The sequence below is a fragment of the Thermomonospora echinospora genome (assembly GCF_900108175.1).
Taxonomy (GTDB): domain Bacteria; phylum Actinomycetota; class Actinomycetes; order Streptosporangiales; family Streptosporangiaceae; genus Thermomonospora; species Thermomonospora echinospora.
Genome location: NZ_FNVO01000006.1, coordinates 16,302 through 36,462, shown reverse-complemented (window position 1 = coordinate 36,462; position 20,161 = coordinate 16,302). Strand labels below are relative to the sequence as shown.

The 20,161-nt window shown below is 69.0% G+C and carries 15 protein-coding genes; 4 read left to right on the top strand and 11 right to left on the bottom strand.

The window, feature by feature from the left end:
* Positions 1–48: 48 nt before the first annotated feature.
* Positions 49–1,815, bottom strand: coding sequence for a hypothetical protein (locus tag C4U03_RS15905; RefSeq protein ID WP_103938568.1), 1,767 nt, complete (start codon positions 1,813–1,815; stop codon positions 49–51).
* An 89-nt stretch (positions 1,816–1,904) separates the two neighbouring features.
* On the opposite strand from C4U03_RS15905, the gene C4U03_RS15900 reads away from it, so the two are divergent.
* The gene (locus tag C4U03_RS15900) at positions 1,905–2,651 is read left to right on the top strand and encodes an NUDIX domain-containing protein (RefSeq protein ID WP_103938567.1); all 747 of its coding nucleotides are present in this window, start codon (positions 1,905–1,907) and stop codon (positions 2,649–2,651) included.
* Positions 2,652–3,334: 683 nt separating this feature from the next.
* Here the strand turns inward: C4U03_RS15900 and C4U03_RS15895 are convergent.
* The 3 genes from C4U03_RS15895 to C4U03_RS15880 all read right to left on the bottom strand — a co-directional run bounded on the left by C4U03_RS15895 (position 3,335) and on the right by C4U03_RS15880 (position 7,936).
* On the bottom strand, positions 3,335–4,675 hold the full coding sequence (locus C4U03_RS15895; RefSeq protein ID WP_235017900.1) for a tyrosine-type recombinase/integrase: 1,341 nt from the start codon (positions 4,673–4,675) through the stop codon (positions 3,335–3,337).
* A gap of 1,105 nt (positions 4,676–5,780) precedes the next feature.
* On the bottom strand, positions 5,781–6,515 hold the full coding sequence (locus C4U03_RS15890) for a VOC family protein (protein WP_103938565.1): 735 nt from the start codon (positions 6,513–6,515) through the stop codon (positions 5,781–5,783).
* Positions 6,516–7,285: 770 nt separating this feature from the next.
* Positions 7,286–7,936 carry a DUF7691 family protein gene (locus C4U03_RS15880; RefSeq protein ID WP_103938564.1) on the bottom strand — a complete coding sequence of 217 codons (651 nt, stop codon included), beginning with the start codon at positions 7,934–7,936 and terminating at the stop codon, positions 7,286–7,288.
* A 473-nt stretch (positions 7,937–8,409) separates the two neighbouring features.
* Between C4U03_RS15880 and C4U03_RS15875 the strand changes: the two genes are divergently transcribed.
* The gene (locus tag C4U03_RS15875) at positions 8,410–8,673 is read left to right on the top strand and encodes a DUF397 domain-containing protein (protein WP_103938563.1); all 264 of its coding nucleotides are present in this window, start codon (positions 8,410–8,412) and stop codon (positions 8,671–8,673) included.
* A gap of 195 nt (positions 8,674–8,868) precedes the next feature.
* Here the strand turns inward: C4U03_RS15875 and C4U03_RS15870 are convergent, their stop codons facing one another.
* Together C4U03_RS15870 and C4U03_RS15865 are read right to left on the bottom strand one after the other, a co-directional pair.
* Complete coding sequence (locus tag C4U03_RS15870) at positions 8,869–10,413, bottom strand: VWA domain-containing protein (protein ID WP_103938562.1); 1,545 nt, start codon at positions 10,411–10,413, stop codon at positions 8,869–8,871.
* 198 nt (positions 10,414–10,611) lie between these two features.
* Positions 10,612–11,109 (bottom strand): MarR family winged helix-turn-helix transcriptional regulator, encoded by a 498-nt coding sequence (locus tag C4U03_RS15865; protein WP_103938561.1) that lies wholly within the window; start codon positions 11,107–11,109, stop codon positions 10,612–10,614.
* A gap of 117 nt (positions 11,110–11,226) precedes the next feature.
* Between C4U03_RS15865 and C4U03_RS15860 the strand changes: the two genes are divergently transcribed.
* Positions 11,227–11,601 (top strand): DoxX family protein, encoded by a 375-nt coding sequence (locus C4U03_RS15860; protein ID WP_103938560.1) that lies wholly within the window; start codon positions 11,227–11,229, stop codon positions 11,599–11,601.
* 160 nt (positions 11,602–11,761) lie between these two features.
* Here the strand turns inward: C4U03_RS15860 and C4U03_RS15855 are convergent, their stop codons facing one another.
* Genes C4U03_RS15855 through C4U03_RS15840 form a run of 4 tightly spaced genes read right to left on the bottom strand, consistent with a single transcriptional unit; the run spans position 11,762 to position 17,166 of the window.
* On the bottom strand, positions 11,762–12,025 hold the full coding sequence (locus C4U03_RS15855; RefSeq protein WP_103938559.1) for a hypothetical protein: 264 nt from the start codon (positions 12,023–12,025) through the stop codon (positions 11,762–11,764).
* Positions 12,026–12,039: 14 nt separating this feature from the next.
* A complete protein-coding gene (locus tag C4U03_RS15850) occupies positions 12,040–14,181 on the bottom strand; it encodes a hypothetical protein (RefSeq protein ID WP_103938558.1) in 2,142 nt (713 codons plus the stop codon).
* A gap of 34 nt (positions 14,182–14,215) precedes the next feature.
* Complete coding sequence (locus C4U03_RS15845) at positions 14,216–15,859, bottom strand: peroxidase family protein (protein WP_103938557.1); 1,644 nt, start codon at positions 15,857–15,859, stop codon at positions 14,216–14,218.
* Between the two features lie 2 nt (positions 15,860–15,861).
* The gene (locus C4U03_RS15840) at positions 15,862–17,166 is read right to left on the bottom strand and encodes a cytochrome P450 (protein WP_103938556.1); all 1,305 of its coding nucleotides are present in this window, start codon (positions 17,164–17,166) and stop codon (positions 15,862–15,864) included.
* Positions 17,167–17,407: 241 nt separating this feature from the next.
* Here C4U03_RS15840 and C4U03_RS15835 point away from each other — a divergent pair, with 241 nt between their 5' ends.
* A complete protein-coding gene (locus tag C4U03_RS15835; protein WP_103938555.1) occupies positions 17,408–18,421 on the top strand; it encodes an acyl-CoA desaturase in 1,014 nt (337 codons plus the stop codon).
* Positions 18,422–18,428: 7 nt separating this feature from the next.
* Here the strand turns inward: C4U03_RS15835 and C4U03_RS15830 are convergent, their stop codons facing one another.
* Positions 18,429–20,066 carry an amidohydrolase family protein gene (locus C4U03_RS15830; RefSeq protein ID WP_146087404.1) on the bottom strand — a complete coding sequence of 546 codons (1,638 nt, stop codon included), beginning with the start codon at positions 20,064–20,066 and terminating at the stop codon, positions 18,429–18,431.
* Positions 20,067–20,161 lie beyond the last annotated feature (95 nt).

Below are 20,161 nucleotides of genomic sequence, written 5' to 3'. Positions count from 1 at the left end.
TGTGTACGGTGCCCGGGTATCGCCCGATGTCATCGTCCGGCTTCATTGTCAGCCTCCACTTTGCTGTGACGTGCCCGCGTGGGCGGGCATCTGGACTTGGGCGTTGGCGCCAGCCACCGAGTGGTGTATCTCCATGCGTCCGCCCATGTTGAGTACGCCGCTGTTGTTAATGATGCTGTCGGCCTTCTTTTTGAAGGCCGAGGTGTCCACACCGCGGAACTCTAGGAAGTCCTCGGCCGCCTTGAGCAAGCGCTGCTCGACGAGTTTGATCTCGTCGTGTATTGCGGTTTCATCGAACCGCGAATCTTTCCACGGAAGGGACTTCTCCTCTCTGACGCTGTACCGGCTTCCGATGAGAAGCTTGCGCCGAGGCCGCAGCGTGCGGTCCTTGTCGGCCAGTACGGCCAGTCCGAGGATCAGCGGTAGCTCGATGAGCCGGAACACTCCGGCGGTCTCCTCGGGTAGCCGCCACAATGCCCGCAGTACTGAGCGGACGACGGCCCCGCGACCGCTCTCCGCAAAGAGATCGAGCACCCGGTAGTCGTACGGTGTGCGAGTCAGTGAGCAGGCGGCGAAGTCGAGGCTGAGGGAGCGGCCTCGTACCGCCACCCGTAGGAAGACCGTTGTCACCAGCTCCCCGCAGGAGCTCACCTGCATTTCCAGGAAGTGCTGGGCGTCGTTATGGGGATCGTCGATGACCTGTTGGATCCAAGCCGCCCCCACCTTCCTGGAGAGGAAGTCTCGCTTTTCTGGAACGTCCCGTTCATCGAGAAAGATGCGGTCACGGACTTGCAGGCGCAGCCGACGGGGGTCCGCGGGGTCGGAAACGGTGAGCATGGCGCTACGCAGATGGTCGACGAGTTCGTGAGGGCGGAAGGGTGGATTGTCGTACTCCCGATCACGCATTCCCTTGCCGGCTGCCTGCAACAGCGGGACGACCAAGGGCGGCAGCCACCGGTGCACCAGCTGACCGCTGCCCACGAAGATGCTCGGCTTCCGCTTGAACGGGTCGAACTCGGTCCACGTCTCGTCCTCTTCCGACTTGGGGCGGTGGTAGATGACGTAGGTGTGCGCCTGCTGTTCGTCGATGACCTTCTGCCGACGGGTGAGGCGGCCTGGCCGGAGCGTGGAGGCGTGGTGTATCCGGTTCAGGAGCATCTGCCTCAGGGCTGCGGTGCCGGCCGCGGAGAGGGCGAGAAGAAGCAGCATCCGCAAGGCGGCCTTGATCCCGTCCGCGGGATGGTTGTCCGCCCAGCTAGCGGCCACCAGTGAGACGAACAGCAACGCCAGGCAACCTCCGGACCCGATCCGCAGCAGCCGTTCCTGGTGCTCCAGGCGTTTCTGCTCTTCTAGTTGCCGGCCGATCGGTGTCTGCCTGCGGTTCTGCCAGGGGCGGTGGGGCAATCGGTCAGCCAGTCGCTGAGACTTCAGCCGGAGGACGTCCGGGACAGCACCAGCCACCATCCGCGCCAGGAAGATGAGTGCGAGCCAGCACATCACGGTCACGACGATCGGACGGTTCATGGCGAAGCCCGCTGCCAGTACGGCGAGGACGATGCCCTGGTGCACGGTGTCCAGCCACCAGGAACGCCAGGCGTGATCCACGACGGGGATCAGATCGAACCCATAGGAAGGAGCAACGCGATGGCGCGTATCGCCGTACACCCGGCATAGCACCTGGCTGCGAAAAGTCCGGTCGAGGTAGACCCCGGCACACAGGTGCCTGGTCGCCGCTGTGTCGGGGTTGACGTGGTCATCGGGAGGTTCGCTGAACGACACCTTGGAGCCGTTCAGGCCGGTCGGGGCGGTGAGCATGGTGTTCCTCGCGCTCGACTGGTTAAGGTAGGACTGACCTTAAGTGGTGGGTCGACTTAAGGTCAATAGGACTTTTAGTAAGGAGGGTGATGATCAACAGATCGGACAGCAGGGCTCGCGAGCAGGTCTTGGTCACCGTGGACCTAGTGATCTTCACTGTGCGTGAAGATCGCCTGCAAGTACTGCTCATCGAACGTGGTCAGCCGCCCTTCGAAGGTCGACTGGCGTTGCCGGGCGGATACATCCGCGTGGGGGAGCGACTGGACGCGGCGGCGCTGCGTGAGTTGCAGGAAGAGACCGGGGTGGACGGCAGCCAACTGCATCTCGAGCAGCTTCGGACTTACGGAGACCCTGAGCGTGACCCTCGGGGCAGAGTCATCACCGTGGCCTATCTGGCGCTGACCCCCGACATGCCGGTCGCACGAGCCGGCACTGACGCCAGATCCGCCGACTGGAGGCCGGTGGATCAGGTGCTACAGGAGGAGGCCGGGTTGGCCTTCGACCATGATGTGATCCTGCGCGAGGCGCTGGAGCGGGCCCGGTCCCAACTCGAGTACACGACAGTGGCCAGTGCGTTCTGCATTGAACCGTTCACCATCGCCGACCTGCGCTGTGTCTATGAGGTGGTCTGGGGCTTCAAGCTGGATCCCAGCAACTTCCGGCGGAAGGTGACCCGGACGGACGGGTTCGTGGAACCCACGGGAGAACACCGTGTCCAGGAACTCGGCCGCCCGGCCGCTCTCTACCGGCGAGGGACGGCGCGGTTGCTGTCCCCACCGCTGCTACGCTCCAGTGAGGTGGCCCATTCGCAGCTCAGCACAGCCGCCCTCCGCTGACCTGGGCGGACATCGGAGCACCGTTGTCACTCCCGCAGCGAGCTGCTGGAAACTCGGGTTGATGTCCGCCCTGCTCGAAGCTCTCGGGCCGCAGTCGCTACGGGCGTCGGCGTGAAGGCGACCGCAAGGTCAGTGACATGTGCCCTCGGGGCGTTCGCGCCAGACGCATGGTTCCGCCTCGTTGTAGATGCCAACCGATCATGGAGATCGCAACGGCTGCGAGGAGTGCGACCACGATCCAGAACCGTGGTTCGTAGGTAATGGCGGCGGCGGGGGCGATCACGGTGCCCGCCAACGCCTTTGGTCCGATGCGCACTTCTGGTGCTCTCCTCTCGACGAACGGTGACACGTCGCCGAGATCAAGAAGGGCCTTGCGGTGGTGCCTTGACGTCAAGGCACTACCACCCGGTAGATTGGACCGGCGTAGGTGCTGCAACTACCTGCCGGTCGATGATCCCTGATCTCGACGACCAGCCCTCCGAGGTCCCAGCCCGGAGGGCTTTGTCGTGGATGGTGGAGAGCATAACCCGACGCTCGAACGGAGTGATGGGTTTACGCACATGTAGGGAAAAATTGGCCACAAGTGACTGCCCGGATAATGTCAGGTCATTTAGTGCATATCGGATGACCGCTTCTCGTCGATGTGATTGATCGTTGTGATCGGCTTCGTCGGCAGTGATCGGTTATTGCCTGCTTCGAATCCTGGAGAGTGCGTCCAGTGCCGTTTCGTCGGCGTCGGGGAGGGTGTGGAGGTACTTCTCGGTGGTGGCGATGGTGCTGTGGCCGAGGCGTTCCTTGACGACCTGGAGGTCGGCGCCGCCGGCGAGGAGCCAGGAGGCGTGGGCGTGGCGGAGGTCGTGGAAGCGGGGGGTGAAGCCCAGGGCGGCGGCTTGGCGGGCGGGGGTCCAGATTTGGCGGCGGAACCAGTCTCGGGGGATGTGGCCGTCGGTGTCGCAGAGGCGGGGTTGGCGAGGGGAGTCCTTGCCGGTGGCTCGGCGGTTGGCTCGGTAGGTGGCGTAGGAGGCCTTGCAGGGGGCGCAGCGGCACTTGGCCAGGTTGTAGGCGGTCATGGTGCCGTGGCGGTAGCGGCGGCCGTGTTCGTTGGGCTCGGTGAGGCCGAGGTCGGAGTCGTCGAGAGCGATGTGGGGGCGGCGGGTCTTGGGGTGGTCGTCCTGGCGGTGGGCGAAGAGTAGGTCATTCTCGGCGAGGCGCTCGGACTGGATGTGGGCGGTGAGCTTGTCGACGATCTGGCGGCTGAGTTTGAAGCGGCGGTACTCGCCGTCCTTGGGATAGTCCTTGACCAGGAAGCGCTTGCCTTCGGGGTGGAACCGGGGGCTGAGTTCGACCACGGCGCGGCTGACGGTGAGGATGCGGGTTTCGGAGTCGAGGTCCTTGACGCGGAGTTCGGTGAGTTCGCCCCAGCGGAGGCCGCTCTCGATGGCGGTCTCGACGAGGAGTTGGGCGTCCGCGGTGGGGAGGGCCTGGTAGAGCTTGTCGAACTGGGCGGTGGTGACGATCTTGCGGGGCTTCTTGAGGACGGTGGGGGTCTTCACTCCGCGGGAGGGGTGGAAGAAGATCACCTGGTCGTCGAACGCCGTGGTGAAGATGGCGTTGAGGATGGAGCCCTTGCAGTACTGGATGAGGCGCGGGGAGGCGCCGTCGGCCTGCATCCTGGCTACCCAGGCGCGGACGTGCTCGGGGGCGATGTCGACCATCCGTATGGGGCCGAACTCCGGCAGGACGTGCTTGTTGATCATGCCGGTGTAGCTCTGGCGGGTCTGCGGCTCCATGACGTGGTTGGGGAGCCACTTCTTCTCGACGTACTCCTGGAAGGTCTGCCGTCCTCGCCCGGCGTGACCGTGCCGGCCCTTGGCGACCTCGGCCTCGGCCTGCTGCCAGGCCTTGTCGGCCTCCTTCTTGTTGGAGAAGGTGCCCGCCGATCGTTCCTGGCCCTTGATGTCCAGGTAGTAGGCGGTGTACCTCGGCCTGCCGTCCTTGCCGGTCCGCTTGCGCGAGTGGCCCACCCGATCACCCCTTGATCGTCTGACCGTCATTTGACCGTGGATCTTGCACCATGGCCTGATCTTGTGTGTGACCACGCGGCATGCAGAACGGGCCATTTACCTGTGACTTTAGCAAGAATCCAAGATCCGTTCAGAAGTCAGATTGAACGACAGATGTGCTTTGGGTGCACGAGGCCGTGGGTTCGAATCCCGCCACCCCGACGCGAAGTCCCAGCTCAGAGGCTTGATCATCGCAGAGATGATCAAGCCTCTGAGCGTTTTGTCACTGGGATTGAACGTGATCACCGTTCAACAGATGTCATGATCAGAACCCGGTGGGACCTCCTGGTGAGGCGGTTGGACCCCGGCCCAGGCATCGGGCGAGGTCGACCTTGGCGATCCGGTAGGTGCTTGCGCTCTTGACCACCCGACGGAGGAAGCGGCCCTCCTTGGCCAGGCGGTAGTCCTCGCGACGTTTGAAAGGCCCGCAGTGAGGGTGTCCGATCAGTGGTGGGGCCGGCCTGTCGGCTGAAGCGTTCGTTCGGGCGAACCTGTGCCGCTTGGCCCCGGCCCCGGTGCTCCCACCGGTTGTCGGACACGTCCCCCGCAGTTCCGGCTGTGTTCGGCCAGTGCGGGTGGTGGTCAGCGGCTCGGCAATGTGGTGGAGCTGTACGGCACTCGCGGCCAGGCGACCCGCCTTCCTCTGACTGAAGCCGGATCGATGCTCGTCACCCTGGAGTTCTCCAGTCCGGGTCGGGTGCAGTTTCTTTCAGGGACTGGCTGAGCTGGGTGTTTGTGGTCTGGGCTGATCGACGCCTGTATCCGCTGGCCGGCCATGCTGCCTTCCTGCTACGGCCAGGCTCTGACCAACGGGTGGCCGGTCGCCACCGGTGTCATCGAGGGAGCGTGCCGTTACCCGGTCGGTGACCGGTCCGGTATCACTGGCGCCGCTGGAGCCTGACCGGAGCCAGAGCCGTCCTTGAACTGTGAGCCCTGAGCGCCGGCGGTGATTTCGAGATCTGCCGGCGCTACACCTTGTTCGGGCGCAGCGCCGTGCCCGTCACGCTCACGGCCAGGGCGGGTGCGACCTGACCGCCTGGTCGGGTTTGCTTCCCCAAGGGCCGCTTTACTGTGGGGGGAGCCACTCCTGCAGCCCGACCAGATATCCGAGTTCTGATTCGATGCGCTGCCTGTCGTCGGTGGTGAGTTCCAGGCCGCGTAGATCGGTGAGCCAGGGGTCGGTGGGCTCATCGATGACTATGGCCAGGTCGATGAGGTGGCACAGGGCGATGGCCTGCTCTACCGGCGAGGCATCCGCGCCGTGCCTGCGCACGGCGGACTTGAGTGCGCGGAAGGCCTGCCGATCATCTTGTTTGAACTCGCGCAGTATCCGGGCGTTGTCGAGCGCTCTGGCCAGGCCCGTCAGTTTCTTGGAGCCGCCGTACTCCAGTTCGGCGGGCTCGTCGCGCTGGATGAAGATGATCGAGTTCCCGGACGGGTCGGTCAGCGTGAACCGGGACGCGCCGGGCCGGTAGCGGGTGATCCGAGGCAGGCCGGAGCTGAGGACCTTCCCGTAGACCTGGCGCATCGCCGTGACGAACGCCGTGTGATAGGGCGCCACGGCGTCGACCATGACCAGGCAGCCTCCGGACTCCTCCCGGGCAGGGTCCAGGCCTTTGGGCGCTGGGCCGAAGTGCAGCTGGAGTCCGCTCCACTGCAGCGCCAGATAGACATAGGGCTTGCTTTGTTTGTAGGTCGCCTTGAACCCCAGCGCCTCATAGAACGCCAAGGTCTCCTCCACCGACGCGCACGGCAGCAACGGCACCGTCGTCTCGTTCGGCCGGACCGTGGGCTCACTCAAGTCATTCACCTCCAGGTCGCCCGGCGATGCTCGCACCCTTCGGCGCGACTCGCACATGGATCGCTCCAAAGACCCCGCCTTGTGCCCCCAGACGTGAACGTTTGGCCTGAGCGCGCCAGATAACACCGACCCGACGACCCAGGCCACCGCAATGCCCGACCATCAGCGCGACGACCGAAGACCGCTACCTATCGAGCTCCAGGAGTTCCTTGCCGACGGGGTGAGGAAGCCCATGGCGGTCACGTAGTATCCGCTCCCGCTGACACAGAACTTGCATTACTTGTCACATGGCTGCTGCCTGGCCGCATCTGCCCAGGTTGCTGATCGCCGCGGTGGGGGTGACTCGGCAGCGTTACGTGTCATATCAGCCTGCGGGAGGTTGCTCGCCGTGTCCGTTGTCGCGTTCCCCGGCTTGTCCGGCTGGAGATGCTGTTCGCCGACGACTTCCACGCCCTGCGAGAACGGGTGCCATGGCGCATGCTCTACGAAACGGCGGCCCGGTGCCGAGGAGATCCTGTCGCTGAACGTCGAAGACCTGGACCCCGAGCCGGGACCAGGTGACTTCTAAGGGCGGCACGGTGCCGTCCCCGCTGAGCATTCAGCACCACGCACCCGTCACGCCTCACCCGAGGCGCACCCCCGTCCACCTCGGTGAACGTATCGCCGCGGTGCCTTTCTGCGGTATTACGGCCCGTCCCTGACAGGCCGTCTTCAATCCTCAGGTGATCAACGGAGTGGGTGAAAGACGGCCTGGGAGTCGCCGTGGTCGGTCAACGGAGGCTGAAGAAGATCGTGTCCTGGGTGTACCAGTCGAGCCTCTTGGTGGCCTGCTCCCACTCTCCGTGCTCGAATTCCAGCTTGTCGATCAGCACCTGGACGTCGTAACGGAAATCGGCGTCCATCTGGTCCAGGACGGCGCGGTAGGCGTCGGCGGCGGGCTTGGCCTTGGCCAACGGCAGGTGGCCGATGGCCGGATAGCCATCGATCGAGCCGGGAAGGAACGGGAACTCCGCCGGCGGGCCGCCGTACAGGAAGCCGTAGGGGAGCAGGTCGGCGGGCACGCCCAAAGGACGCATCTGCTTGTCCACCAGCCCGTAGAACAGGGCGGGATTGGACATGGTGCACAGATGGTCGGGGTCGGAGCCGTTGTAGTCGATGATGTGCTGCAACGCCGCATGGTAGGCGTTGCCCGCATACTGGGCGTCCGAGTCCAGACGCCCCGCGATGAGGTGCTCAAGGGCGTCGGGGATGGACAGGCCCCAGTCAACACCCTGGTTATCGAGATCGTCCTGACGGGCTCGGGCGGCCTCGCGCATCATGCCGAGCCGGCGCTGCTGTTTCGCCGTGAGGTCGCCCGCGCTGCCCAGGAAAGCGAGCACGTTGGCCTTGTCCGCGGTGGAGTACGAGATGTTGTGACTCACGAGCCTCATGATGCCAAGCGACAGGACATGATCAAATCCCAGGACCGGCCTGGTCTCCGACGCTTGAGCAGTCCACGGACAGCCTGGCACGGTCCTGGGACCCGGTGCTGCTCGCTGCCCGGCCTTTCCGGTGGGGCAGGGCATCAGCCGCCGGTTCGTCCCTGGCGACGGGTCATCAGTGTGATCGCGACCCATGAGTGCCGCCGCGAGGCGTCCTGGTCAAGCACCTGCACTCCACCGACCAGGAGGAATCGGCCGACGGGCGTTGACACCGCACACCGCCTCCGGTGCCCATCCGACCGGACCGACCGTTCACCGGAGGCGGTCGTCGGGACCCGGCCGGTTCGCGAGAGGGACCGGAACGGCCAAGAGCACCGCAGCGCACGCGGGCCCGACATCGCTCCTGCCGAGGGTGACTTTCTGAGCGCAAGTGGCGAACGATGTGAGATGAACCAACGGTTCCAGGAGCCCGGATGATCGACGCGGACCTCTCTTGGATCTCCTGGCGCAAGAGCAGTCGCAGCATGAGGCGAGACAACTGTGCCGAGGTTGGCATGTGGTGCAAGAGCGGCCACAGCGCAGGAAACAGCGGTGAATGCGTCGAGGTCGCCCCAGGAAACGCGATGGTGCCGGCTCGGGACTCCAAGGACCCGGACGGTCCTGTTCTCGGCTTCGAGATGGACGAGCGGCACGCGTTCGTGTTTGCGATCAAGGCCGGGCAGCTCGACCCGCATTGACACGACGATGGCTGGGCGAAGGCTGGGCTGTCCGGGGGACGGTGACCAGCCGACGGTCACCGTCCGGCCGGCCTGCCGAGCAGCCTGCCCGGCCATCGGGAACGCCGCAGGCGTCGTGGCTTCCTCGGCAGGTCATCCCCGCACAGACCGCTGAGATCACTGAGATCGAACCGGTGAGTCGTCTGCCGGCGGTCCTCAGCGGAGGATGCCGACGTTACGGGCGGCCTGGATCCAGCGGGGGAACTCGGTCAGTAGCCGTTCGTACAGTTCCTCGTCGGAGAGCCGGTCGATGTCATCGACGCTGAAGAAGCCCGCGTTGTCCACGGTACGGCCGGGCAGGGTGTCCAGGTCCTCCAGGATTCCGTAGTCAGCCCTGCCCAGCCCCACGAACTGCCAGAAGATCGGCAGTGTGGAGGACTCGTGCAGCAGCAGGGTGATGGCGTCGTCGAGGTAGACCCCGCCGTCGGAGAAGAACAGCACCAGCGTGGGTTCACCGGTCGGCTCGGACCGGTAGTGGTCGATGACGTCGGCCATCACCCTGGGCTCGTCGTTGCCGTAGCCGAGACTTCTGAACCGGTTCCGCCTGAGGCTCAGCCTGGAAACCGGCCTGCCCGAGGGATCCGTCGTGATCCGGGCGGGCAGCCGGGACGGGACATGGGCGGACAGCCAGGCCGGCAGCTCCGGGATCCGCAACCCCGGGAGCCGGGCGAAGCCGCTGGCGAAGATCCAGCTGTCCAGCGTCGCGTTGGAGTCGAGCTGGGCGGCGACCGGTGCCATCCGCTCCACCACCCTGCCGACCGTACCCCGGCCGTACAGCCCGGCCATCGAACCGGACGCGTCGAGCACCAGCGCAACCCTGGCGCGGATTCCGGTGAGGCCCTTCTTCTGCAGGGCCACGCCCACGGCCTGCTTGCGCAGTGAGATCCGCTGGCGCATGTCGACGGGAAGAAAGGTCTCGTCGGCCGGGGACGGCGCCGCACCCGGATATCCCGCCGGTGGCTGTGATGGCGCTGGGTATCCGGCGGGCGGCGGGGGCGGCGCTGGGTATACCGCCGGAGGCTGGGGTGGCGCCGGGTATCCGGCGGGGGGTGGGGCCGGTACGGGCATCGGTGCCGTCACCTGCGGCGGCGGTGCGGGGTATCCGGTAGAGGGCTGAGGCGGGGCCGGTAGGGGCATCGGCACCGTCGCTTGAGGTGGTACGGGCTGTGGGGTCTGTGCGGGTGCGTCGTCCTCCGGTGCGTCGTCCACGGTGACGCCGTAGTCGGTGGCGAGCCCTGCCAGGCCGGTGTCGTAGCCCTGGCCGATGGCCCTGACCTTCCACTGACCGGAACGCCGGTAGAGCTCGCCCAGCACCAGGACGGTCTCGCTCGCCGCGCCCTCCACCGGGTAGTGGACGAGCGGATTCCCCGAGGCGTCGTTCACCAGCAATTCCAGGCCGGTCACCGCGCCGAACGTGCCCTGGTACACCGAGGCCGAGAGCACCACGCGTTCCACCGGCCCGGGCAGTGCCGCGAGCCGCACCCGCAGGCGCTGTTCTCCGGTGCCGCCGAGGTGCCGCACCGCACCGCCGGCCGCCTCCGGCTGGTTGTAGAAGACGAAGTCGTCGTCGGAGGCGACCTTGCCGTCCGGACCGACGAGCAGCGCGGAGGCGTCCACCTCCTGCGCTCCCGACCAGCGGACGGTGACGACCACATCGGACACCGACAACGCGGTGTTCGCGCCCTTACTGAGGATGATCATCTTCGGAGTATCCCTGACTTCCTGCCGACCGTGGAAAGCTCCACGCAAGTCGCCGCGAGCCCTCCTCGGCTGCAGGCACCCGTACGGCTCTGCGACCGATCACCGGACCCGGCCGTGCGGGGAGCCCCGCCGCGGTGCGCGGCCAAGGGGACGGGTCCGCAGCCCTGGTCTTCGCCTACGTGAATACGGTGGTCGTCGTTATCGGCGGAAGCGGGTGGTGGGGCAGTCGCCGTCGGGGTCGACGGCGCGGGCGATCCGGCTGCCGATCTCGCTCAGCTGGCGGATCTGGGTCCTGGTGAGCGGCTCCAGGACGAGGGTACGCACGGCCTCGACGTGGCCGGGAGCGGTGGCCACGACCTTCTCCCAGCCGTCGTCGGTGAGGACGGCCAGGGTGTAGCGGCCGTTGGCCGGGTCGGGCGTGCGGCGGACCCAGCCGCGCTTTTCCAGCCGGCTGACCACGTGGGACAGCCGGGACAGCGACCCGTCGGCGAGCTGTGCCAGCTCGCTCATCCGCATGGTGCGCTCCGGGCTCATCGACAGGCCCGCCAGCACCTGGTACTCGAAGTGGCTGATGCCCGCGTCGCGCTGCAACTGCCCGTCCAGGGCGGCCGGAAGCCTGATCAGCACGCTGGCCAGCGCCAGCCAGGCGGTCATCTCCTCCTCGCTCAGCCAGCGCGGCTCCCGCGGTACGTCCACGTTCTCACCTTAACTTGAGACATCAAGTGACATGTCGCCTCTTCACTTGACGCTTCAAGCGTGCATGTCTAGGTTGCGTTTGACCCTTCACCTCGCCCCGGAGGGAACGGACCTCCCATGCACATCGCTTTGTGGATCATCGCCGGCCTGCTCGCCGCCGCCTTCCTGGCCGCCGGGCTGATGAAGCTCGCCCAGCCCAGGGAGAGGCTCGTCGCGTCCGGGATGGGCTGGGCCGGGGACTTCCCCGACGGCATGATCAAGGCCATCGGCGCCCTGGAGGTGCTCGCCGCGATCGGGCTGATCCTGCCCGCCGCCCTCGGCATCGCGCCGGTCCTGGTGCCGCTGGCGGCCTTGGGACTGGTCGTGCTCATGATCGGCGCCGCGATCGTCCACGCCCGCCGCAAGGAGTTCCCGATGATCGGCGCCAACGTGGTGCTGCTGGCGCTGGCCGCCGTGGTGGCCTGGGGGCGGTTCGGTCCCCACTCCTTGTGACCCGGCACTTCTTGTGACCCGGCCGGTTCGTGACCCGGCCGGCTCGTGACCGCTCCACCGGTGCTACCGGCCCTGTACGGCACCGGAAACCGAACGTCCCGCTGCCGGACGGCCGCAGCCCGGGCGGACGATATGGCGGTGACGTTTCGGGATCGGTGGTTCAAACAGGGCCGTCGTCCGGCCCTTCGGCGGTGAGGGCGGCGTAGGCGCGGAGGCGGGCGGAGGCCTCGGCCAGGTCGGCCGAGGCCACCACGCAGGCGGTGATGTGGGCGTTCACGGTGTCGTACAGCCAGGGTGGGGTGGCTTTGTGGGTGCGCAGCCGGGCGGCGAGGGCGCGCAGGCGCGTGGCGCATTCGGTCAGTGCCTCGGCATCGGCGCCGAGGGTCTGCGCATGGGCCGTGATGGCGTCGGGACGCACGGGCATGAGGGCCTCCGGGATCAACGGGCCGGCCAGGGAACGCCTGCGTCGCGCCGGCTGCGACGGGCGGGGGAGACCAGGCACAGCATCGGCCGGGCACCGTCGAGTCCCAGGTCGCGGAGGTGCCGGGCCACGGGATGGTCCGCCGTGCCGACCGTGAGGCGCGCGCCCGGTGACGGATGCGCCCGCCGCCCTCCCCGCTCCTCGATATGCGAGCGCAACGGGATGCCGCCGCGGTGGGAGTAGACGACGAGATCCCGGGCCGTGATCGGAAGCCCCGGGCCGAGGGGCCCGCTGAGCGCCATGGCGGGATCGCGTGGGGCTCCGACCTCCACGTGCAGGCGGCCGGCGTCGCACTCCACCCGCAGATCGCCGACGAAGGCCGCGTGCCCCCACACCTCGCTCGCGGCGGCGCACACCAGGTCGTCGGTGAACGCCGAGGCGACGAAATGGGTGCCCAGAGCGCGCCGGTCGGCCCGCGCCAGGAGTTCCCGCCAGGTCCGCAGCGGCTGCCGGCCGCCCGGGTCGTCGACGACGATGCCGAGATGGACCTCGCGGTGCTCGCCCAGACTCGACCGCCGGTTGTCGAAGGCGTGGATCGCGGCGAGGGCACGGCCGCCCATGCGCACGGCCCGCCCCCGGTCTCCCAGCAGCCTCGCCGCGGCCTGCGCGTCCACGGTGAAGTACGCGGTGAGCGCGAGTCCTTCGTAGCACCTGATCGGCAGCTCGACGGGGCCGCCGGCGGTCGTCACCCGGCGGGTCTCGATCGTGCGCCGGGCGGGCGCCTCGCGGTCGTACAACTGGTAGAGCTGTGAGCGCGTGACCGGGCCCTGATAGGGCCGCAGCTCCCGCTCGATGTGCTCACGGGCCTCGGGCAGGTCCTCGGCGAGGTTGGCCGTGTAGTGCTCAAGGCTGTGGCAGGCGGGGAACAGGTGGGTGGGGTCGGTGTAGTCCACCACGTACCAGTCGGGATGCAGGTCGAAGCAGTTGCCGGCGCCCTGCCCGTCCAGGCTGGGAACGAGATCGTGCTGGTTGGTGATGCTGGCCACCCAGGTGTGCGGGGAGGCGGGCCGTTTGAAGTCGACGGGCGAGCCGATCGCCACGACGTGGGTGAGGGTGTAACGGGCGCAGAACATGGCGTCCTGGGCCAGGTTCATGATCGCGGCGCCGCCCGCGCTGTGCCCGACCATGGCGATCTCGGCTCCGGCGGGGACGCCGAAGTCGTCGATGGCCTTGGCCAGGGCGCGGCTGAAGGGCGCGCTGTCCAGCAGCGTGCTGCTGAAGGCGCCGAGCAGATCGCCGGGCGACTCGTGGTCGGGGTCGCCGATCCGCATACCGGGCACCTGCACGACGTGGCGTTCGATCCCGTCGGGGCCCATGACGCTCTGCACCAGCGCCCGTCCGGTGGGGCCGACGGCGCAGAGGTTGGCCAGGAAGTCCAGCAGCGAGCCCCGCGACCGCAGCCGGGCGGCCTCGTCCGGCCGCGGGGCGACCCGGCGGGCCGCCCCCTCCCCGACGTCCAGGACCGCGATCGCCCGGTTGCTCAGGCCGGTGATCGGGTCCGCGCTGGCGACCGACGACCCGCTGGCGATCAGCCAGGCCGTGCGGTCGTTGAGCGGGTTCTGGTCGAGCAGCGCCCGCAGGGCGAGGACCTCGCCGAAGACGGGCGCGATCGCCGACAGGGCGCGGGCCGTGCCGCGGTCCCGCACCAGGGCGCACAGCGCCCGGACCGACTCGATCTCGCGGTCGGCGGCCACCGCCTCGCTGAGCCGCCGCAGCAGTGGATCGGCGGCCAGTTCCGGGTTCTGCAGGGTCACGGCGGCGATGCGCAGCCGCAGCGAGGTCGTCATGACCCGGACGGCCAGGCTGTGTGCGCCGACCATGCCGCCGAGCTTGGCGCCGAGGGCACCGGCCGTGCCGCCGGCCACCGCGTACCCCAGCCCCCGGCGGTTGGTCACCGCGCGCAGCACGGCGCGCTGGGCCCGCAGGCCGGCGGCGGGCGCCCGGGGCAGCGCGCCGCCGACCGCGCCGTCGGTGGCGGCGGCCGTGGCGTGGACGGAGGCACTGCGCAGCGTGGTGGCGATCTCGGCCAGCTCACGGGCGGCGGTGCGCAGCAGCAGGCGGGCCGAACGGTCGTCGTCGGGAACGGCGTCCGTGCTCATGGGAACTCCTCACCGAAGCCGGGCCGCGGCGCGGTTACCGGGCGCCTCGCCAGGTCATGCTCACGAACCGCGGTTGCGGGTCCTCGGGAACGTTGCGGTGCAGGATGTCCGACACCGTCCGGGTGCTGCCGATGATCTCCATGCCCAGTGGGGAGAAGGTCTCGGCGGACAGCACCCGCGGGGCCAGCAGCGGGTTGGTCAGCGCCTGCGAGAAGGCGTCGATGGCGATGATCTTGGTGAGCAGCGGCGGCAGGATGGCCTTCGCGGAGCCTGGCTCCTCGGCGAACAGGCCGACGTACAGGTCGATGTCGTCCACGCCGCGGTACAGCTCCCGCAGGGCGCCGCTCACCCGCGGGTCGCCGGAGATCTGCTCAAAGCGCCGCACCCGCGGGAAGCGGCAGTGCGCGCGATAGTCGTTGTAGGAGGCCAGCCGTAGGGCCCGCGATCCGGCGATGCTCGCCATGTCCACCTCGCGCAGCGCCGGGTCGGTGTTGAACAGGCCGATGCGGCCGGCCCGCTGCTCGGAGGCGTCCTCGAAGAGCCGCCCGAGGCCGGCCTCGGGGATCAGCGCGCTGCCGAACAGGGTCGCGGCCAGCGGCAGCTCCCGGTCGCCGACGATCAGGGTGGACGGGATCAGGCTGTGCCAGCGGTAGACGAGGTTGAACTCCACCGAGGCCCAGTTCTGCCGGTGCCAGGGCGCGCGGGCGAGCCTGGTGGTCAGCCGCGGGTCCAGCAGGAACCGGAAGTGGTACGGGGTGATGTGGTTGATGTACTCCTCGACCACCAGCTTGATGACCAGCGCGATGACGATGTTGCGCGCCGTCTGGAACAGCCGCTCGTCGTCCCAGCGGGGGTGGCGCGCGGCCAGCAGGCGCGCCACCCTGTTGTGCTCGCGCAGGAACAGCACGGTGAACATGGTGAAGCCGACCTGGACGTTGCCCCGGTCGCCGCCGGTCGCGAACAGCGTGTCGCGCCGGGCGTCGTCCAGCACGTCGAACTTGGCCGCGCTCAGCGCCGAGAACTCGGACTTGATCTTGCCCTGCTCGCACAGGTACGGGGGGAACTCCCCGCCGTTGACGAGCTGGCTCTTCAGCAGGCCCCCCTCGAAGGCCCGGATCGCGGCCGTGGCCTCCTCATCGAGCCCGTAGACCGGGTTGACGTCGATCTCGTGGTTGGAGGTGTTGACGCGCGGGTCCCGGGGCTCCCGCGTGTCCCCGCGCAGGAACCCGTCGGTGAACCACTGGGCGAAGTAGGCGAACAGCACCGTCGACCGCGGGCACGGGATCATCTCCTCGCCCCGGGTGAACAGGTCCGCGGCCTGTTCCGGGGTCGGCCGCCCGGCGTCGGCGTCGCCGCCGGGCACCGGCGGCAGGTGCCGCGCCATGAAGGACCGGTCGGTCAGCGAGGACCACGAGGTGTAGTCCGACCGGGTGCTGAGCGGCTCCGGGCGGCCGGGCATCTCGCGGACGGCGCTGTCGATCAGGGCGGCGTTGAGCCGGCGCCGCACCGGCGTGACCGACTCGGCGAGCCGCCACAGCGGCCGCCCGTGGGTCAGCGCCAGGAACCGCAGGCGGTTGACCGCCCCGTCGGTGGCGATGCCGCGCGCCTTGACCCTGGTGCCGCCGGCCTCGGTGCCGCCGTCGCCCGTCCCCTTGGCCTCGGTGCCGCCGTCAGCCATCCTCACGATCCTTTCTGGTCGAGCCCGAGCGGGAACCGGTCGGGGAAGACGTCCCGGTCGCGCACCACCAGCCCGTCCGGTGGCGGGAGCAGCCGCAGGCCGGGCCGCCGGAGCAGCCGGCGCACCGTCTCGCAGATCACGGCGGCGCCGGGGTGCACGCCCGGGCATGCGTGCGGCCCGTGGCCGAAGTGCAGCCCGACATGCCGCGGGCGGTCGAGGCGGAACTCCTCCGGCTCCGCGACGACGGCCTCGTCGAACATGGCCGAGGCGACCGCGGCCAGGACGAGGGTGCCGGCCGGCACCCTCGTCTCGTGCGGGGTGCCCGCCGCCAGGACGTGGTCGTGTGCGCAGGTGCGCGGGATCATCTTGAGGAACGGGTCCAAGCGCAGCGCCTCCCACACATGGGGGTCGAAGACGGCCGGATCCGGGTCGTGGGCCGCCTCGGCCGCGGCGCGATGCACCTGCGGGCGCCGCAGGATCTGCTGCACCACGTGCACCATGGAGCCCGAGGCGTTCTCCGCGAAGCCCAGCAGGAGGGCCGCGACGTTGATGGCCACGCGCCGGTCGTCCAACGCGAGCTCCTCGGGCAGCACGGTGCGGACGAGCCGTCCGAAGACGTCCTGCGGGGCGGGCGGCCGTCCCGCCGCGAGCTGGGCGCGGCGCTCGGCGAGCAGGCGGTGCAGGTGGTCCATCATCTCCCCGCCCGCACGCACCGCCGCGGCGTGGATCTGCGGGTCCCCGGCGAGATTGGCGGTGGCATCAGTCATCACCGCCCTCGACCATCGCGACAGGGTCTGCGCGTCGGGCCCGGGGAAGCCGAAGTACTGCGCGCACACCGTCATGCAGATGTGCCGGAAGAGCTCGCCGACCGCCTCGATCCGCCCCCGGGGCCGAGCCGCGTCCAGGGCCTCGTCGGCGGTGCGCCCGACCAGTTCGCGTACGTGCGGCACGTCGTCGGGCGGGAGCATGACCTGCATCAGGGCCTTCTCCCGCCAGTTCAGTGGGGTGCCGTCGCGGGTCAGCATGACCGGCCCGCCCAGCGCCGCCTCAAGGCGGGGGGCGTACCCGCTGACGGTGAAGACCTCGCCGCGGGAGAGCACGTCGGTGACGTCGGTGAAGCGCGTCACAAGGGCGAAGGCGGGGGTGACCAGGACGGGGCGGTGGGCGCGCAGCTCCGCGAAGAGGGGGCGCCAGTCGGTGCGCAGCCATCCCGCCAGGAGCGCGATGCCGCCCAGGGGGTCGCGTTCGGCGGCCGCCTCGTACCTGTCCAGATAGCCGTCCGCGGTCATCTGATCCGACGGGTTCATGCAGCCGCGCCTCCACTCGGGGTCGATGAATGGCCGTCACCGGACCGCAGCCGATCAGGCCATGACGCCGGGTATCTGGAAGCTAGCCATCGGTAGCGTCGCTCACAAGGAGTTGAGCGCTGAAAGTATGGATATGACTACGATCAGTAGTATTTCCCTGGCTTCGAGGTGACTACCGCCCCCGCCGGACCGTGCCGTTGAATCGGGCGGACCGCGCCCCGCCCCGAGCCGAGGAGACGGCATGCCCGCACGTCCGGAGCCCGAGACGGCCGGCACCGTCGCCATCTCGTCCGGCCGCCGCACCGCCTACCTGGTCGTGCTGGTGGTGCTGCCGTTGCTGGCGCTGGCCGCCGCGGTCGGCGCCGCCTGGGGGTGGGGCATCGGCCCGCGCGACGTGGTGATCGCCGGCGTCATGTACGTGATCAGTATCTTCGGGATCAGCGTCGGCTATCACCGGCTGCTGACCCACCGCTCGTTCAAATGCCGCAGGCCGCTGCGCGTCGGGCTGGCCCTGGCCGGCGGTCTCGCCTTGCAGGGCCCGGTCACGCTGTGGGCGGCCGAGCACCGGCGCCACCACAAGTACGCCGACCGACCCGGCGACCCGCACTCCCCATGGGCGTACGGCGAGGACTGGCCGGCCCTGCTGCGCGGGCTGGCGCACGCCCACGTCGGGTGGTTCTACACCGCCCGCCGCCGTTCCAGCCGACGGCACTGGGTGCCGGACCTGCTCGCGGACCCGGACATCAGGCGGCTCGACGCCGCCTACCCCGCCATCATGGCGCTGTCGTTCCTGCTGCCCGCCACGGCCGGGGGGCTGTGGTCGATGTCCTGGGCCGGTTTCTGGACCGCCATGTTCTGGGGCGGCCTGGTCCGCTATGCCGTCGTGCACCATGTGACCTGGTCGGTCAACTCCATCGCGCACACCTTCGGCAACCGGGAGTTCGGCACCCGGGACCGCTCCGGCAACGTCCGGTGGGTGGCGATGCTGACCTTCGGCGAAGGCTGGCACAACTGGCACCACGCCGAGCCCACCTGCGCCCGCCACGGGGTGCTCAAGGGACAGCTCGACGCGAGCGCCGGGCTGATCCGCTGTTTCGAACGAGCGGGATGGGCCTACGAGGTGCACTGGCCCGACTCCCGCCGCCTGGCCGCCCGTCTGGCCGCCGGCCTGGGCGCCGGTCCGGACGCCGGACAGGTCCCGCCGCCGCGGAGTGTCCCGCAGGGCGTCCCACGCCGCGCCCCGGACGACGCGTAGCGGCAGGTTAGGAGTGGGACGTGGCGCGCTCCCACATCTGCAGGTACGCCTCGGCGCCCCGGGCCAGATCGTCGATGATCTCGTCGCCGCCGATGTTGTGGATGTCCTTCATCCAGTCGGGGACCAGCCCGTAGTGGGCGACGCCCTCGATGTTGACGTCCCAGGCGCGGGTGCCGGTGTGCGCGCGTTCGAGGGTGACGTCCGGGGCGAAGGGCGAGGTGAAGGGGTAGCGGACCGGGTCGGCGGCGTTGCCGGGGCGGGGGCCGGGCAGGACGCCCATGCCGTTGGCGTCGAGGCCGTAGCCGTAGCCGAAGACGTAACGACCGTCCCGGGCCGCCCGGTCCCTGCGCCACTGCGCGGCGAACCGGTCGGCGGTGGCGGCGTACGGGGTGATCATGCCGCCCAGCCGGTAGATCCGGTGGACGTAGGTCTCGTCGGTCCAGCTGTGCCCGGAGATCACCCCGGAGTAGCCCGCCTCCTCCAGGATGCCCAGGGTACGGTCGGCGGCCTTGACGCTCATGTGGTCGATCTCCACGATCATGCCGCGTTCGATCATGCCCCTGACCATGTGGGCGCCGAGGTCGGTGAGCCCGTTGACGTTGCAGTGCGGGGGTTTGGGATACAGCGGCACGGTGACGCCGAGCGGACGCAGGGCCCGCAACGGGCCCGCCAGCAGGGCGGCCAGGTCGCCGGACGGTTCGATCGTGTTGTCGTGGGCGGCGCCGGTGCAGGTGTCGGCCTGCCAGAAACGGCCGGAGCTGAGCACGTTGCCGAGGTTGAGGATGCCGCCGAACGTCCCGGAGTCGAACCGGACCCCGCACAGCGCGTTGTCGAACTTGTGGCAGACGAACATCGAGCTGACGCCGAGCGCCTGCACCTCGTCCAGGCCCCGGTCGATCTGCTCCCTGGTGCAGCGCGGCCGGTCGGCGCTGCCGCTGCAACCGAAGGGCTCGGAGGTCTCGATGCCCAGCACCACGGCGAGCTTGCCCCGGGCGATGACGTCACGGGCCTCGGCCGGGCCGCGCACGACGCGGAACCAGCCCTTGCCGGGGCCGCCGCTCTCCGCGTCGATGTGGGCCTCCAGCTCACGGATGCGCTGAGCCTGCAACCGGATCGCGCCCATCTCGTCACAGGCGTACTTCTTGAGCGGGTAGACCTCGCACAGGATCCGGTTGGAGACCAGATGGTTGACCAGCACGCGCTGGCCGGCCCGCCAGGACCGCTCGACCCACCGATAGTAGGTCTGCTGGTGGGTGAGCGAGTCGTGGGCGGGCCAGTCCCGGAACGTCGGCCAGCCCACCGTGTCGTGGGTGCCCAGCGGGCTGCCCGTGCGGGTGAAGTTCTCCAACCAGGCGGGGATGCCGTAGGGCTCGTGGTCCCTACAGTCGCGCAGCGCCGCCTCGATGCCGGCCGGGTCGAAGGTCTTGCCGCAGAAAATGCGGCCCCCGAACCCCTCGTACGACATCAGGTGGCTGTGCGCGTCCAGGTAGCCGCGCACCTCGCCTGAGGGGGTGGTGCCGGTAAGCGGGGCGTGGGGGGCGGCCGCTTCGGCGGGGCGGGGGAGCGCCCAGGCGGTGTTGGCTACCAGGGCTATGAGCAGGCCCAGGACGGCGACCATTGTGAACAGCACGGTTCGGCGGGACATGGGCACCTCTTCGGGGGTGGACGCCGGGCCCATGATGAGCGTGGCCGCTCAGCAAAGGTGAATATGATTCATATAGGCGGGTATGCCCGCCTTTC

Coding starts and splice junctions, on each gene's coding strand:
- C4U03_RS15875 (WP_103938563.1), top strand. CDS start 8,410: ATGATCGACGCGGACCTCTCTTGGATCTCCTGGCGCAAGAGCAGTCGC.
- C4U03_RS15870 (WP_103938562.1), bottom strand. CDS start 10,413: ATGATCATCCTCAGTAAGGGCGCGAACACCGCGTTGTCGGTGTCCGAT.
- C4U03_RS15840 (WP_103938556.1), bottom strand. CDS start 17,166: ATGAACCCGTCGGATCAGATGACCGCGGACGGCTATCTGGACAGGTAC.
- C4U03_RS15855 (WP_103938559.1), bottom strand. CDS start 12,025: ATGCCCGTGCGTCCCGACGCCATCACGGCCCATGCGCAGACCCTCGGC.
- C4U03_RS15845 (WP_103938557.1), bottom strand. CDS start 15,859: ATGGCTGACGGCGGCACCGAGGCCAAGGGGACGGGCGACGGCGGCACC.
- C4U03_RS15835 (WP_103938555.1), top strand. CDS start 17,408: ATGCCCGCACGTCCGGAGCCCGAGACGGCCGGCACCGTCGCCATCTCG.
- C4U03_RS15860 (WP_103938560.1), top strand. CDS start 11,227: ATGCACATCGCTTTGTGGATCATCGCCGGCCTGCTCGCCGCCGCCTTC.
- C4U03_RS15905 (WP_103938568.1), bottom strand. CDS start 1,815: ATGCTCACCGCCCCGACCGGCCTGAACGGCTCCAAGGTGTCGTTCAGC.
- C4U03_RS15850 (WP_103938558.1), bottom strand. CDS start 14,181: ATGAGCACGGACGCCGTTCCCGACGACGACCGTTCGGCCCGCCTGCTG.
- C4U03_RS15900 (WP_103938567.1), top strand. CDS start 1,905: ATGATCAACAGATCGGACAGCAGGGCTCGCGAGCAGGTCTTGGTCACC.
- C4U03_RS15830 (WP_146087404.1), bottom strand. CDS start 20,066: ATGTCCCGCCGAACCGTGCTGTTCACAATGGTCGCCGTCCTGGGCCTG.